The 16,155-nt window shown below is 39.2% G+C and carries 12 protein-coding genes; 10 read left to right on the top strand and 2 right to left on the bottom strand.

Annotated features, from left to right (window positions below; genetic code table 11):
* Positions 1-106: 106 nt before the first annotated feature.
* The gene (locus tag J0K78_RS12085) at positions 107-2,443 is read right to left on the bottom strand and encodes an immune inhibitor A domain-containing protein (protein ID WP_206947444.1); all 2,337 of its coding nucleotides are present in this window, start codon (positions 2,441-2,443) and stop codon (positions 107-109) included.
* Positions 2,444-2,736: 293 nt separating this feature from the next.
* Positions 2,737-3,849, bottom strand: a complete 1,113-nt coding sequence (locus J0K78_RS12080) for a hypothetical protein (RefSeq protein WP_206947310.1) — start codon at positions 3,847-3,849, stop codon at positions 2,737-2,739.
* 699 nt (positions 3,850-4,548) lie between these two features.
* Here J0K78_RS12080 and J0K78_RS12075 point away from each other — a divergent pair.
* From J0K78_RS12075 to J0K78_RS12030, 10 genes are all read left to right on the top strand, one after another.
* Positions 4,549-5,313 (top strand): tyrosine-protein phosphatase, encoded by a 765-nt coding sequence (locus tag J0K78_RS12075; protein WP_206947309.1) that lies wholly within the window; start codon positions 4,549-4,551, stop codon positions 5,311-5,313.
* A 337-nt stretch (positions 5,314-5,650) separates the two neighbouring features.
* Entirely contained in the window at positions 5,651-6,646 is a 996-nt protein-coding gene (locus tag J0K78_RS12070) for a pectate lyase family protein (RefSeq protein WP_206947308.1), read from the top strand.
* Between the two features lie 277 nt (positions 6,647-6,923).
* Positions 6,924-7,850, top strand: a complete 927-nt coding sequence (locus tag J0K78_RS12065) for an NAD-dependent epimerase/dehydratase family protein (RefSeq protein WP_206947307.1) — start codon at positions 6,924-6,926, stop codon at positions 7,848-7,850.
* Between the two features lie 32 nt (positions 7,851-7,882).
* Positions 7,883-8,638: a YveK family protein gene (locus tag J0K78_RS12060; protein WP_206947306.1), complete on the top strand. Its 756-nt coding sequence runs from the start codon at positions 7,883-7,885 to the stop codon at positions 8,636-8,638.
* Positions 8,622-9,257 (top strand): CpsD/CapB family tyrosine-protein kinase, encoded by a 636-nt coding sequence (locus J0K78_RS12055; protein ID WP_206947305.1) that lies wholly within the window; start codon positions 8,622-8,624, stop codon positions 9,255-9,257. The genes J0K78_RS12060 and J0K78_RS12055 overlap by 17 nt, the downstream gene beginning before the upstream one ends.
* A 27-nt stretch (positions 9,258-9,284) precedes the next feature.
* Positions 9,285-10,778, top strand: coding sequence for an oligosaccharide flippase family protein (locus tag J0K78_RS12050; protein WP_206947304.1), 1,494 nt, complete (start codon positions 9,285-9,287; stop codon positions 10,776-10,778).
* On the top strand, positions 10,750-11,991 hold the full coding sequence (locus J0K78_RS12045; protein WP_206947303.1) for an O-antigen ligase family protein: 1,242 nt from the start codon (positions 10,750-10,752) through the stop codon (positions 11,989-11,991). Before J0K78_RS12050 ends, J0K78_RS12045 begins: the two co-directional genes overlap by 29 nt.
* A 24-nt stretch (positions 11,992-12,015) precedes the next feature.
* Entirely contained in the window at positions 12,016-13,077 is a 1,062-nt protein-coding gene (locus J0K78_RS12040; protein WP_370551118.1) for a glycosyltransferase family 4 protein, read from the top strand.
* Between the two features lie 16 nt (positions 13,078-13,093).
* Positions 13,094-14,746 (top strand): glucosamine inositolphosphorylceramide transferase family protein, encoded by a 1,653-nt coding sequence (locus J0K78_RS12035; protein WP_206947301.1) that lies wholly within the window; start codon positions 13,094-13,096, stop codon positions 14,744-14,746.
* 40 nt (positions 14,747-14,786) lie between these two features.
* Positions 14,787-16,139 (top strand): sugar transferase, encoded by a 1,353-nt coding sequence (locus J0K78_RS12030; protein WP_206947300.1) that lies wholly within the window; start codon positions 14,787-14,789, stop codon positions 16,137-16,139.
* Positions 16,140-16,155: the final 16 nt, after the last annotated feature.

The following is a 16,155-nucleotide window of genomic DNA, read 5'->3' as shown; positions in this document are numbered from 1 at the left end:
ATCGTCCTTCCTCATAATAGGGGACGCTAATACAAATGATAAGGTTTTTTTAGCATAGAAGAAGTCATTGAAGAGTTAACTCTTCAATGACTTTTTTGTTCTTTCATTATTTGAAAATCAGCACTTTACCAACCGTACCATCTTCACTTTGACCAGTGACTCTGAACTTCAGTCCATACTCAGGAACGTTACGTCCTGCATCTACAAGACCTTTATTCGAGTAGTCTGCACTGTCATCAAAAAGTGGTGTACGTTTCGTGTAATTATCTTTCATTGTTACACCTAAAAGGTTTGTATAATCTAAATACATCTTTTCGGATTTATCAAGGCTGAATGCAGCATCATGTACTTGGAAACGAGTGGATCCAACGCTGCCATCACTCCACTTGTTTACATGCTGGTCTGCATCAACCACTCCTACAAAACCATCTCCTGGGTGGATACCTGTCCAGTTCTCAGAGTATTGCTTATCCACGTACCAGACGACAAGTCCATCATCGAATGTCATAAGGCTGTCACCACGGCGGATGTTTGCTAAGCCTTCATCGACTCCATTGTGACTTCTCCATTCAAGGAGGTAGTAGTGTTCGGAACGTTTAATCCCGTCATCCTTTGTGAAACCATCGAGATTGAATATCGCATCACCTTCTGCATCATCAAAGACAATTTCTTCTCCGTCAACAACGATGGAAAGGTCGTCCGCATAAAGCCCTGGGTTAGATACAGCACCATCCGTCACATATTCGATAGCTACTTCAACTTCCTGTCCTGCGTATGCAGAAAGGTCGAAGGAAGCATCAATCCAACCATCAGAGCTTCCAGTAATTCCGTTACCATCATTCACATCATACGGGTCTTCATTCGTTGTAATATCACTTGCGACTGGCTCACCATCCACAGTCACGTATGCATAATCCCAGTCTTTTTCAATGTCATACCAAGTTTTGAAATTGAATTCAGCACTTGTTGCATCAGTCAAGTCGACTGTTTTGGTTAGGTAGTTGTGCAAATCATCAGCGCTTCCAGAGAAGTACTCAAATTCTCCACTAGCCGGCTCGTTGATGACCGTTTCTTTTTGTGGCAAGTTGACCTTTACGACATCATTGTTCGTACCTTTTGTAATGGCTTCGTCTAAAAGGAACTCCATTCCATCCTGGTTCACATCTTCAACATTAATTTCTGAACCTGATAGCCAGTTTCCTTCTGTCCCTTTGTTATCTACAACTGCTGAAGCTTGTAGCATTTCTTTCATATAAGGACTGAATCCTGTCGGCATGGTACCAGGGATATCCCCAGCCCAGCTTCCGCTCGACATGATGGACCAGTAGCTGACTGGCTCACCTGCGCCTGAGTACTGAGTATCATACTCATCCGGAAGACCTAAGTCATGTCCGAATTCGTGGGCCATCACACCTACAGCCCCGTCTTCAGGCTCAATCGTGTAATCGTAGGCTGCCATAGCACCTAAACCGAAATAATCGACGGTTGCTTCTGTATTTGAAATCGGAGTTACTCCTCCAAGATTCCAACGGTGAGACCAAATCGCATCAGAACCAAGGGAGCCTCCGCCAGCTTCCTCTCCGACACCGGAGTGGATGACCATCAAGTGATCAACTAATCCATCCGGTTCTAAGTAGTCTCCATCACCGTCTAAGTCATAGCGGTCCCATTTATCGTAATCTTCAATGTTAACAGTTGGATCAGCAGCGGCTAACTCTAAAGCTTCCTTGACAAGCCCGCGAGCATTGACATCACTACCATCTTCTGTCGGATAGTTACCGCCATAGGCAGCAGCAGGTTGACTAGCCGTGTACCAGCCGGCTACTTCGCCTTCCACAGAATAACTTCCACCCGATTGCTGCTCATAGTATTGTTTCATAGATACATAGTTTTCTCCGTCCGGACCTGTCCAGCCGCCTGTACCGAAGAGCATGTCCTGGTAATGTTCACGGGAGTAGGCATCTTCTCCATCGTAATACATATCTGTTTCATCAGCAGTCATTGAATTATGAGGTTTATCAGGATAGTCGACCAGAAGAACTAGAACTTTGTCGGTACGCATTTCGCCGTCATAAGCCTCGTTCTCTACGCTCTCAGGAGCATCAGCTTTCGCTTGTCCAAGTTTGTTTCCTTTTCCTTTCGTCAAGCTGTTATTGTCCATAGCTTCTTTTAATTTCGCCTTGGTATCTGCTTTTTCATCATCCAGCTGCCCTTTGGCTTTTTCAGCAGAAGCCTTTTTAGATTCAAGGAACTTCTTCAATCCCTTCTCAGCCTCAGCAGGTGAAGCATCTTTAGCGATCTTTCCGCTTTCTTTCAACATCTCAATCAACCGCTCATCATTGGCAATTGCTCCGTCAAACGGCATGCCACCATGAGAATGTGAATGAGTTTTATGTACGTTCTCATGCCCGGTTGACGGCATTTCGAAAGCACTTGCGCTCATTGGACCTACAGCTAGTGCTAGAGCTAAAGCAGATGTTACAATCTTTGACGTTTTCTTCAATAAAATGACCCCTTCCTTTAGAAACCTTTTTTATCCTACATTTTCTAATTTATCAAAATAGAAGGAATAATCAATTGTTTCTACAAAATATTCAGAAAAATAAGAAAAAAAGACTACCAATTGTCAGAAGTTGTAGTCTTGGGGATTCATCATTCGACACTATTTAATTTTAAATGTCATATATAGATACTCATACTTTCAATGAGTTTCCTTTGTACTTTAGGATTTTCTCATCATACTGATTTTAAAGGAAGGTGCATAACTCCTGCGCTGGTCATGATTCTATAAACCGCATCTGTTGTTGGATTGAGGTCTGTTCTTAACCATACTTGCCCTATCGCGGGGTCTTGAGGGTCACTCGTTCTTTTTTCAATGATTGTCGTATCATGGCTAACGACAAGGTTTTTTCTTCCTTTATCACTGACACGATCCAGTGGCACATTTCTGGATAAGTCGACAAAATTATAAGACGATCTCGCAGTGAAATCTACGACAGACCCGGAGTGGGGGATCTCAAATAAGTCCCATACCATGCCTGAAAACCTGTTATCTTGGCCGCTGGCTGTAATGATTTTCTTAGTAGAACTGGAGGGTTGGATTTGGAGGTTTGAGAATATATTACCTGTTGTTTCAAATGGGACTGTTTCGCTTCCCTCAAGCACAATCATGTGGACACAATCTTCAATGGCGATATTATCAAAGTTATTTGCATTTACCCAAGCCCTGCCACTGCTAGGTTTTGTAGCGCGAAGATGTATTCCCTTTTCAAAGCCTACGACTTTAATATTGCTGAAGTTTACAAATGAAATTTCGTGTTCATTTCCTCCTGAGTAAAGATAAATCCCTGTGCCCCCGTTATCCCCCATCCAGTTAAGAATCGTTATATCATCAATTTGCGTATTGTTCCATGTGTTATAGAACTTTTGAGATCCATTCAGTGAAATGGCTTTTCTTGTATATCCATTTACGTCAATGGCTACCTTTCCACCTAAGAAAGAAGCATCTTGTTCTATGATGAATCCGTCCACGTTCGCTCCCAGCATGTAAACCGTAGAGTAAGCAGACAATAAACGTACACCTTTTTTTATAGTAATGGTTTTCTCCAGATAAAAACTAAAATCATCAGAAAAAACGGTTTTAATGGAATTTTGCTGTGCGTAGTCTATCGCCTTCTGTAACCTATCTGCATCACTTACACCTGAAAAATCAGATACTCGAATATAGACGGGACGGGTACCTGCCGATTGACTGTCCTCATTTATTGAGGATAAAAGTGTAACAATACCGTTTATGGCACTTGTCAAATTGTTAATCTCATTCTCAAGTTCTTCATTGGAATATACCAATTGGTACACCTCTTCTTCTCAAATTTCCACTAACTTTATGTCCTATTCCTATAAGTAACTGGAATAGGAATTGTCCATTTCACATGAAAATCCTTCATTATTTACCTCTGTATTATATGAACAATTAATTCAAATGGTTCTCATACTTTGGAGCATGTTCCAAGAGGGTTCGTATTCTGAGTAATGCATCATTTCCACTTGTGTAGAAGTTAGATTCGCATGCTTAGTTCGAATGTTCTTTCATAAGAATGAATAAGGGGTAATTTTACTTATTTTAAAGTTATTAAGAGTATTTTAGAGATTTTTATTAAAATTTGTTCTTTAAAGTGAAATAAAGGTGATTTTGAGGTTTCCAAATTACCACTAAAAGGTATATAATCATTTTATACCATTCTTAATAAAGAACAAAAATAAGTTGTGGAGAACTATATGGATACGGGGTCGAAAATCTTTGGGACCAGGAAAAGAATAAGAAGTTCTCTGTAAGGCATGAAATCAAGCAAATAAAAGATCTCACCTGCCGTGTGAATGAACTATTCATTGTTTGGGATGAACTTGAAGGTACTATGTGGTTTGAAAAATCTGGATATTGGTTAGTAGTTAAGCTAACAACCTAAATCCTACCCCAGACATTATAGGTGGTAAGAAGAACGCTATTGTTTACTTTTTATTCGAAAAAACAAAAGAGGTGGAATGAAAATGATCGATTTGCACAGTCATATTTTACCTGGATTGGATGATGGAGCTCAAACGATGGAGGAAAGTATCGCAATGGCTAAAATGGCTGTTGAACAAGGGATCGATACGATTGTCGCTACTCCCCATCATCTTCATAAACGTTATAGTAATCCAAAGTCACTCATCATTCAAAAAACGGCGCAGTTAAATGATGAACTCTACCAACAAGGAATTGATTTGACCGTGTTACCTGGACAGGAGATAAGACTCAACGGAGATCTTGAAGCGTTTAGGTCGGAGGAGTTGTTATCGATTAATCAGAATAGTGGTTATGTTTTTCTCGAATTGCCGAACCACGAAATTCCTCATTATGCTAAAAAGATGATGTATGAGATTCAATTGCTTGGGTTTAAGCCGGTACTTGTCCATCCGGAACGGAATAAAATGATTCGCCAGCAACCGAATGAACTTTATAACTTTGTAAGAAATGGGGCCATCACTCAAGTAACCGCGGCAAGTATCGCTGGCCGTCTAGGGAGAGAAGTTCAAAAGTTTTCTTATCAAATGTTTGAATTCAACTTAGCTCACCTTGTGGCTTCTAATGCCCATGATGCCAAAAAGCATGGATTTTTCATGAAAGAAGCTTATAGCAAAATTGAGAAAAAGTTTGGTACAAATCTTATGTATCAACTTATGGAAAATGCTCACGTCGTTCTTGAGGGAGAAATGGTTTATACAGATCCTCCTGAGCGTATCAGAACAAAAAAACGTCTGGGAATTTTTTAAGCAATAAGAAACTTACCTTTCAGAGAAAGAAGGCAGTTTAGAAATAGATTATATCCATCAATTCTCTTGTTCATGTCACGCAAAAACGCAAGCCCTTATTGTAGAGGCTTGCGTTTTTGCGATATTTATTTGACCTCGAATTAGAGCCGTGATGTAGACGCTTCTTTATGGTCAAGGTCAAGCTTCTATAGGTTTTCAATTAGCGAGAGGACAGAGCATAAGATTTACTGCGATCGACATAAATTCCTTCGCGGAAATACTTCCTATAGTAAGTGGTTTCTTCGAGTTGCAGCATTTAGGTTTGCCTTACAAAAAATACTTTTAAGGAGCGTATGCGTTGAATAATAAGGTTGTTATGCTTTCACTAGCAGTACTTATCCTTGGAATTTTATTTGTTCACGAAAGATATGCTCATCATCACCAATCCTTAGAAAAAGCTTTAATCGAAGGATATGTAAATATAGAGGAATTTGGAGCCAAAGGAAACGATGATAAAGATGATTCATCGGCTATTCAAGAAGCCATTGATTATGGCGTGAAACATAAATTAGGGAAAGTTAAGGTGACAGGTAATCAAAGATTCATTCTCCGTAAAGGGATTTTATTGAAACAGGGGATTGAGCTGGAATTAGGAAAGAACACCACTATTGAAGTGCAAGGCGACTTTAGGGTATTTGAAATCATGAAAAATTCCTCAATCACAAATGGAGTCATAGAAGTGTCTGATCAAAACTTCTCTTCAGAAGTCCTATACTTTGACGGTGAACAGAGGTTCTGGTCATGGGAGACCACGCGAATTGAGGGTGTAAATATTATTAATACGAGTGATAAGAATATGGGAACTGCTATAGCCCTGGTAGCTGATCAGTCCAATGAGTTTATAAGTTTTATTGATTTCTTATCTTTAAAAATCGTAGGGTTTCGCATGGGGATATTGATCAAGGCAGAAGTTCCAGTTGAAAAATTTAACTTTGTCAACGGCAATCGTTTTACTAATCTTACCTTTGATGATTGCGTGAAATGTATTGTCTTAGACAGTTCAAAATCCATTCCTAACGAAGTGTCGGGCAATCAATTTACTGATATTCAAATTCAAATGTCAGACGATACAGAAGGAGTCTTGCACGTTTCTGGATCTGATAACCGTTTCCAAGGAATGATATGGGACGTAGAAACTTATGCGTCGGATACTACGGTTGTGAAATTCTCTGATCAGTCCATGAGGAATAGTGTGGTTACTAATGTTGATAAAGCCTATATGGTCGATCAAGGAGATGATAACTCATACTTTCCACAAACGGGATCTACCTATGGCAGCTCCTTCAAACAATGAAGAACACATCTTTATTGCTCGCAGAACAAGTGAAAAAAGAGGTCCGGCAGATTCTTTAGGAAAAACGGATCTCTTTTTGTTCTTTAAAAAGAATGAAAAGAGCTGTAAAAAAGAGATATTAGAAGTATCAGTAACGAAAAGTGTCTTATTAAGAACAAATAGAATGTATTTAGAGGTTTTAAATTGTAGGTAATCGTTTTATAATGAACACAATATACTTTATAAAGAACAATATTACTTCGTTCTTTATAAAGAAAAAGAAGGGTAGGTGGAGGGTGTGAAAGTAATAGTGACAGGTGGAGCTGGCTTTATTGGATCACACATCGTGGATGAATTACTTAGACAAGATTTTGATGTTGTTATTTTAGATAACTTATCAACAGGGAGGAAAGAGAACATCCCGGATCGAGTGACTCACTATAACATGGATCTCAGAGAAAGCTTGGATTTAGTATTTGCCAAGGAAAGACCAGATATTGTGATTCATCAAGCAGCTCAAGTTTCGGTTTCTTTTTCAATGAAAAACCCCGGGTTTGATGCGGAAGAAAACATCAAGGTTACTGTTAACCTCTTAGAAGCCTGCGTGAAATATGGAGTGAAGAAGTTTATTTTTGCCTCTTCAGCAGCTGTTTACGGAGCTCCGGCTTATTTACCTATTGATGAGAATCATCCTGTAGACCCTTTATCCTTTTATGGATTATCAAAAAGAAATGCAGAAACCTATATTGAAATGTTCTCCCAAACATTTGATCTGAACTATACCATCCTTCGCTACTCCAACGTTTATGGAATGAGGCAAAATACAAAAGGGGAAGCGGGCGTAGTAGCCATGTTTATCGATCAAGCTTTAAGAGGGGAGTCTTTATGCGTTTTCGGAGATGGGTTACAAACCAGAGATTTTATCTTTGTTAAAGATGTAGCCCGAGCGAATGTCGCTGCATGTCATTATGGCGATGGAAAGACGCTCAATATCAGCCAAGGTACAAAAACTTCGATATTAGAGCTTATCGAGGAACTGTACTTAAACATAGGTGAGTCCATAATGCCTTCTTTTCACGGTGAACGTCCGGGTGATATTCGCCATAGTCTACTTTCCAACCAGGAGGCTAAACAATGGCTTGATTGGGAGCCATTCTATACACTATCAGACGGTATTCAATTAACCATAAACTATTGTCAAAGTCATCAAGTGCATACTTACTAGATATAAACTTTAATGAATAGGTGGAGGTTTGCATGCAAGATCAGATGGATATCAAAGGTTTCTTCTCTGTCCTGAAAACGAGAATCCTTACAATTGTTCTCGTCACCTTGTTCGTGTTTATTTTAGTAGGAACGGTTTCTATATTTTTTATAAAGCCTACGTACGAATCGATGGAGAGTATTGTTGTCGGTGATTTGAATAAACAAACAACAGAATATGCGGAATCACGAGAACTTAATATGTTGCTCGCCTCTACTATAGATTTTATTAAAAGCCCAAGCGTACTTAATACCGTGAGTAACGAGTTTAGTATCAGTTATGAAGACATAGAAAAGCAGGTGGTCGTTCAGAATACGAGGAATTCACAGATTGTGAATGTTGTCGTAAGAGGAAGTAATGCGGAGGAAACAGAAAAAATAGCGAACATGATTGTTGTTACCACTGTAGACAAGATGAATCAATTGTTTGATGTACAAGATATCTACATTTTAAGCGATGCTCCTAATGGAACCACCGCCGAAAAAGTCGGTAGCACTACACTCAACTTAGGAATTGGGTTAGTCATTGGGGTATTGGCTGGAATAGGAATCGCTTTTCTTAAAGAACATTTAGATGATTCAATCCGGACTGTTTCTCAAGTAGAAAAAGAACTAGGGATTCCGGTTCTTGGTGATCTTCACTTGAAAAAGAAAGCTTCAAAAAAGAGGAGACATGAAAAACACTCGACCCAAAGAGGTAGGAAAATGGAAATCGTAGATGGGGAGGAAAAAAATGAGATCAGTGTCTGAGAAGGTTAAACAGAAACTATTGCTCAATGAACAATATGTGAGCACTCAGCAAATACGGATGATTCAAATAAGAGTGAATCGATTTATCCGTCACAAACCTTCAGCTTTAATGCTTACATCAGTAGATGACCACACGGAAACCTCTTTGGTAGCTGCTAAATTAGCTCAGGCTATGGCTCACCAAGGTAAACGAGTGTTATTGGTCGATGCACAACTATCGTCTCCTACGCTCCATAATTTATTTCAAAATAAGAATGGATTGGGTTGGGCTGATGCTGTTCTGGAAAGAAGAGGTGTGGAAAATCTAATTCGGAAAACACTGGTCCCTAACCTATCCCTCTTAACAAGCGGTTCTCCAAAGAGTTTTTCACACGAAATGTGGATGCCTGAAAAAATTCAAGGCGTCGTTGATGAATGTAAGAAAGCGTTCGATCTTATTTTATTTACAGCGCCAATGTTTATGTCTAGTGCTCACGCCCAATTGTTAGTTGAATGCTGTGAAGGGGTCCTTTTGGTTGCCCGTACAAAGAAGAGTAAGAAAGAGACGTTAATCTCTACTATAGATGCCGTTGAAAGGTCTGGGAAAGAAGTATTTGGGACCATCCTACAAACGGGGTAGATTTAATGGGAAGGAGTGGAGGAGAAGGTGGACAAGGAAAAGAAAAACTCTATCGCATCAAATATCCTTCATCTTTTTTACAGTACGGCCTTATCTAGTATTTTGAATGCTGCTGCTCTCATTGTCCTGGCTTCCTACCTCCAATCCAGCCATTATGGAGTATTTAGTGTCGCATTAGCCTTTGCCATGATTATGGGGTACTTTACAGATGCAGGGTTAAGCGATATCACGCTTCGCGAAAGTTCTAAGCCCGGGGTGAAATTACCGGAACTGATTTCTTCTTATGTAAAGATGAGGTTGACTCTGCTAGTGGCCACCTTTTTCATTGGTTTTACTATCATTCACTTTTTTAACTCGAGTAACGGAGAGTTGATCCGTACAGCATATTATTTAATAATCCCTATGGTCACAGGTGTCGCCTTACAAAGCATAGGAACGACGTTTTATCAACTTATCGAAAAAATGCAATACTACGGATTGATCCGTATGGTCTCATCCTTTTGTCTTGTTACAGCAATGGTGGTAGGGATGGGACTTCAGTTAAACCCTCTCACCATGTGTATGTTATATGGACTCTCTTACCTAACAGCAGGCATTTTTGGTCTGGTCTTAGTGATGAAGGATGTTTCCATTCGATTTGCCTACCCTTTTCATAAAGGTCTATTCAAGAACCTGGGTTCTTTCACATTGGGGGGGCTTCTGTTCGTTTTGCTGCCACATATCGGGCCGATCATACTTGAGAAAACGATTCCAATAGCTGCTGTGGGGTTGTTCGCTGTTGCTTATCGAATTCCCCAAGCTTTGCAGCAAATTCCTTTTATTGTAGCAGGAGCATACTATCCCGTTTTATTCCGTTCTTTCCAGCACCAAAACTTGAGAGAACATCTTAATCATCAAATTTCGCAGACGAAAATCATGTCTTTGGTCGGTATGATGATGGTTCTCCCTTTTTTTTACTTATCTGAATATGTTATCAAGATTTTATTCGGTACAGAATGGTTAGGGGCTGCCTTCCCCCTTAAAGTACTTTCACTTATGTTGTTACTTCAATCCGTGAATATTGCATTAGCGGACGGTTTGACAACGATGGAGAAACAAAATTCCCGTACATTTATCCAACTGGTCACTGTTATCGTCGGATTAGGCCTGTATATAACCTTAAGTCTTTCTTATGGAGTAATCGGGGCTGCCGTTACTGGAGTGGCTATCGAGGTTTTAGCTCTTATCGGTTTTTGGGTGTGTTCACCAAATCGATGGGTACTGTTCAAAAGGTCATTATTTCCTTATTTATCCTACTTTTTTACTGGTTTGCTTATTATCGAATGGGTTGGTAATCTTCATGCCATGCTTGCGCTGCCCCTCCATACAACCCTTGTGCTGTTACTTCCTTTGCTGGACACTGATTTAAGGCGAAAACTATATGTTTATACTCAGCAGTTATTATTGAAATACAAACAAGGGCGTGTGCCGGAGCATTCAGGAGGGGTGGAAAATGGGCCTTCAAAAGCCAACGGATCTTAAAAGAAATTGGACTGTATTTTTTCTATTCCTGTTGATCACTTTAGCCAATTATGGTGTTCACATAGGTTTTTCATTAAAACCTTATATGATATTTTCACTCCTCTATTTTGTCATATTTATCAGTCAGTTCCGCTTCTATCATCTGCAATTGTATGAAGTTGCGATGCTTGCATTCTATCTGATTTACTCGTTTACTGGTGCATTCTCGCTATATCCGGCATCAAGTATAAGGATAATGGCAGGTGCTCTTATCTATTTATCTTGTTACTTGGTGATGAAATCCATTTTAGAGGGCGTCCATCAATCAATTATTGATAAAAGTATTGGATATGTAGGTCTGATCTTTAATACGGCCAGTCTTCTTTTGTACGTGATTGGACTTAGAAGTGTCGGCTACTTTTTTGATACCGAGGGCATCCGAATTTCTGAATTCGGGCTGATGATCGATCGTAACTATCCTAGATTGATTGGCTTACTTCAAGATCCTAACTTTTTTGTTTTTTATAATACTGTTTTCTTTGCTTACTATTTATGTAACTCAAAAGGTTGGTTGAACAAAGCGGGGTTAATCTTGTGTATTACCACGAATATCCTCACTTTTTCCAGAGGGGGATTACTTGTTATGGTGGCCCTCTTCATCTTATATGGATTGATCAACCGTCCATTCAAACAATTGAAAATGACAATGGGGGTCATTCTTTCCGTTTCCTTTGCTTGCTATATAGCCATCGTGTATTTAAGGTTTGACTTGCTTTCCATATTGGAATCGAGAATGAACGACTTTACCAGTGACGGAGGCAGCGGGCGGATCGAGTTGTGGGGCCGGGCCTGGGAATATTTCACCACACACAAAGTTGTCGGAATTGGAGCCTTTAACTTTGCGGAATACAACTCCTTTGAGTATGGCGATAACCTTTCCGTACACAACACTTTCTTGGATGTACTTTCGGAATCGGGTCTACTTGGCATATTCTTTTATCTCTTGTTTTTATTCCTTGTTGTTTATCACCTGTTTCAATACAAAATTTACAAACATAAACCTTATCTTTTTTTAACCGTTATAGGAATGGTCCTTCAAATGGGTTTTCTATCTGTAATCATCAATGACATCTTTTTTATGGTCTTGGCGATCTTATCTACTTATTTAAATCAATATAAGTTTGGGACGCAGGAAAGTACATTTTCTGTGACGACGGTACAAAAAGTATCATGACTGATAGTAATGGAGGTGGATGCAGTGAATGTTTTGTTACTAACAGATAAATTGAGCTTCGGAGGAGCAGAGATTTACTTCTGCAAGCTTGAAAATCATTTGGAGCATCCGGACATGAATTTCTACTATGCTGCTGGTCCAGGAGATTTGCAAGATAGGCTCACAAATAAGGACCATTACGTTGAATTAAAAAGAGACAGGCATTTTAGGAATTTCTTAAAGTTGAAAAAAGTAATGAAGATCAATGAGATTTCGTTAATTCACGCGAATAGTTTGCGGATGGTTTTGTATGGAGTTGCTCTGAAGATGGTGACACGCAGGCCGATTAAACTTCTCTATACGAAGCACAATATCACCTGGTTAGAACTGAAAAGCAGAAAAATATTCTCCGCGTTAATGAATAGGTTTGTGAATCGAATTATTACTGTGAGCAATTTTGAAAAAAAATCGCTCCTAGAATCCGGCGTCCAAAAGGAAATCATTAAAACGATTTATAACGGCGTAGACCTAGAGCAATTTATTTTTAGAGAAAAAAGACAAGGTCAGGCTTTCAATGTCGGAATCTTGGCTAGGTTATCTAAAGAAAAAAACCTTGAATTCTTTATTGAAATTGCCAGGAAGTTCAAAGGTATGAAAAATGTAAATTTTGTTATTGGCGGAGACGGGCCGGAAAAAAAGAACTTGGAAAATTTAATTAAACGGTATGGTTTATCTGAGAACGTAAAGATGCTTGGTTCAATCAAGAATCCAGAAAAATTTATCGGAGACATGGATGTTATGTTGCTTACTTCAAATCGAGAGGTTTTTCCAATGGTCATTTTGGAGTCGATGGCTGTAGGAACCCCCATCATTTCCATAGACCGGGGTGGGATCAGTGAAGCACTCCTTGAAGGACAAACGGGTTATCTCGTTTCCGAACATTCAACCGAAGTGTTCCATGAAAAGATTTTGAAGCTATTCGCGGATTCTACGAAGCATTATGAATTATCTATGAAAGCACGGCAGCGTGTGGAAGAGGAGTTTTCCTTAAAGAAAATGGTAGGTGAGACAATACAGGAATATTTGGATCGAAAAGATGTCATTTAGAGAGGGGGAGGGTGTTTTGAAGCCTGCACAAATGAAGTTTGGAATTATTATTAATTCTCTTTCAGGAGAAAAATGGAAATATGAAATGCTTCATAAGCTAAAAGAAATGGAGAATCTAGAATGTTCGTTGGTTATTAAGGTTCATGACAGGGGAAAGCACCAGTCATATAAACATCAAGACTACAATATAAAAGACATGTTCCCGCATAGTAGTCTCAAGGTATGTGAAGTTGATAAGGGTGTACTAAAGCAAAAGGACCTCTTACATTTAAGAACTTATCATTTGGATTTTTATTTAGATTTAAGTGATAACCGTTTTGAAGGCGAATTTCTAAATCTAACATCGTACGGAGTGTGGACCTTCCGCCATTTAAAAGAAAAAGAACCATTTTTTCATGCGTTATGGAAAGAATCCCCCTATACGGAAGTGTTTTTTGATCGTTTACTTCCCAACGGAAAAGTTCAAAATTTAATGAAGGGTTCTCTTCCGACGATTCTTTATTCGGCTAAAAAACACAAGACACAATTAGAACAGGCCATTTTGGAATGGCCGGCACAGATGTGTAGGAAAATAAACAAAGGTATCCCAAACACTTCTGCTTCACATGAATGGGTGATAGAAAAAAACACTCCTCTCCCAGCAATGAAACGAATAAAATATTCACTGAGAATAGGAAAACATCAAGCTAAAAGATGGTATAAGCGCTTGTTTGGATACGAGTACTGGAATATAGGGGTCGTGAATCAACCCTTGCATGCATTCTTGAAAGAAGATCCAGTAGAAATTAAATGGCTATTTTCCGATAAAAACCTATATTATGCAGACCCATTCGCTTATGAAGCAGATGGAGAGTTGCGTCTGATTTTCGAAGAAGTGGATCATAGAGTTGTTAAAGGCTTTATTAGTGAATTGCATTTAACCAACGAAGGGGAAGATATGGGAAAGTATAGTCTGAGAAAGGGAACGATGAACCTCCCCACCCATATGTCTTATCCTTATATACTAGAGGATGGAAATAACTATTTCTGTATTCCTGAAACATCAGAGTCGAAAAAAGTGACGATCCACCAATGGAAAGATGAGACTAAAGGATGGGGGGAAGTCAAAACCATCTTGAAAGGAATAGCAGCTGTCGATTCTACTATTATCCATTGGAATGGAAGGTGGTGGCTGTTTTGTACTAGGGCGTCATCCTTCCAAACCGAGAATTATGAGCTGCATATCTTTTATTCGGATCACCTTCTAGGTGAATGGAAAGAGCATGCTGCAAACCCGGTCAAGTATGATATTCGTTCAGCAAGACCCGCAGGTACTCCCTTTGTGCTAAATGATGTATTATACAGGCCTGCACAAGATTGTTCAGCCACATACGGTGGGAGTATTGTTCTAAATAGGGTAGAAAAGTTAAGTCCTGATGAATTCAAAGAAGAACCAGTATCCCAATTGCATCAGTCACCTGAAAGCCTTTACCCAGACGGATTACACACCATGTCTTATGCACGAGAGAATATTTCTCTAGTTGATGGTAAACGGATCGATTATCATCCTATGAACTTGTTTAAAAAACTTTATATGGTAAAGTCCAAGCCTTTTGAAAAAGTGGTGAAACCTGGTGATAAGAAAGGTAATTTTATACGTTCGTTCTCAATAAAGAACCTAAGTTCTTAATTGGGGTGGTTTAGGATCGTTAAGAGAGGAGAGGGATAAGATGAATCACTCGTTTAAAGGAAACTTTGCCCCCTTTATTTTTATGGATATGGCACTGCTCTTTAGTGGATTTTGGATCATCTATAACTTTTTTGAGGCGAGTTCTATCATTGATTTTCCGTTTCACACAGCATCACTTCCTCTCGCATTAGGAATAGCCTATATGACCTTTACATTCTCCAATTCTTATAAGAACTGGGAGAGAAAATCGCTTAAGGATCTTATGTATTCCGTCGTTATCTCAATGATCATTGTAGGTGTGTTGATTAGTTTGGGAATCGTTTTCACATCATGGTTCACTTTCGGTATAAGCTATTTGATGGTTTCGATCAGCCTCCAGACTTTTCTTTTATTACTCGTAAGGTCGATAGCCTGGTCTTTCATAAGGAAAAAAGCTGTAAAAAGGATCTGGTTAATTGGAGACGAGGATTCAAAGATGGATCATTTTCTTGAAAAGAATGAAGGCTGGTATCGTATTTGTGGTTCTTCTCAAACAATGGATGAAGATGTCTTAAAAAAATATGAGAAGGATACGGATGCGTTGTTGATCGGTTCTGGTTTTAGTGCAAAAGAAAAAGTGGAAATGGTACAGCTTGCCACTAAATATGGGAAGGAAACATTGGTGATACCTGAACTTTATGAATTAGGTATTCAGGGGGCGGAAACTTATCAACTGGAAGATACAATTGTCTTTTCGATCCAACCCTTTCATATTCACCCAATCCACCAATTACTGAAAAGGGGGATGGATGTGATTGGATCCATAAGTTTAATCTTACTTACAAGCCCAATACTTCTATTATTAGCATGGCTCATCCCACTAACATCTCCGGGTCCAGCCCTGTATAAACAGCAAAGATTAGGTGTCAAAGGGAAACCTTTCTGGATTTATAAATTTCGGAGTATGGTTGCTGATGCAGAGAATAAAACAGGACCTGTTTTAGCTACCTTTAAAGATCCGAGGATTACTACAATCGGTTCATTTATTCGAGCTACAAGACTAGACGAACTTCCGCAATTGTTCAATGTGTTGAAAGGTGAGATGAGCCTGATTGGTCCTAGACCAGAGAGAGAATATTTTGTAAAACAGTTCAATAAGCAATTTCCTGATTACCATCACCGACTTGAAGTTAAGCCAGGCATTACAGGTTTAGCTCAAGTACACGCGAAATACACTACGTCAGCGGAAGACAAATTACGGTTTGATTTAGCTTATGTGAAAAATTATAGCTTTTTGTCAGATTGGAAAATATTATTTCTAACGTTGAAAGTGGTTTTCCACCGCGAACAGGCTCAAGGTGTTGATGTACAAGATTCCTTGAAAAGCGTCGGTAAGAAGAGAGCGATTCATTAATAAGGGGAGATGTTCA

This window comes from Halobacillus sp. GSS1, from assembly GCF_017307035.1.
Classification (GTDB): domain Bacteria; phylum Bacillota; class Bacilli; order Bacillales; family Halobacillaceae; genus Halobacillus; species Halobacillus litoralis.
Note: the sequence above shows the minus strand (reverse complement) of the source record. Positions and strands in the feature narration are given on the sequence as shown.

Excerpts from the sequence above, each read along its gene's own strand:
- J0K78_RS12085 (WP_206947444.1), bottom strand. The coding sequence starts at position 2,443 with ATGAGCGCAAGTGCTTTCGAAATGCCGTCAACCGGGCATGAGAACGTA.
- J0K78_RS12075 (WP_206947309.1), top strand. The coding sequence starts at position 4,549 with ATGATCGATTTGCACAGTCATATTTTACCTGGATTGGATGATGGAGCT.
- J0K78_RS12060 (WP_206947306.1), top strand. The coding sequence starts at position 7,883 with ATGCAAGATCAGATGGATATCAAAGGTTTCTTCTCTGTCCTGAAAACG.
- J0K78_RS12055 (WP_206947305.1), top strand. The coding sequence starts at position 8,622 with ATGAGATCAGTGTCTGAGAAGGTTAAACAGAAACTATTGCTCAATGAA.
- J0K78_RS12045 (WP_206947303.1), top strand. The coding sequence starts at position 10,750 with ATGGGCCTTCAAAAGCCAACGGATCTTAAAAGAAATTGGACTGTATTT.
- J0K78_RS12030 (WP_206947300.1), top strand. The coding sequence starts at position 14,787 with ATGAATCACTCGTTTAAAGGAAACTTTGCCCCCTTTATTTTTATGGAT.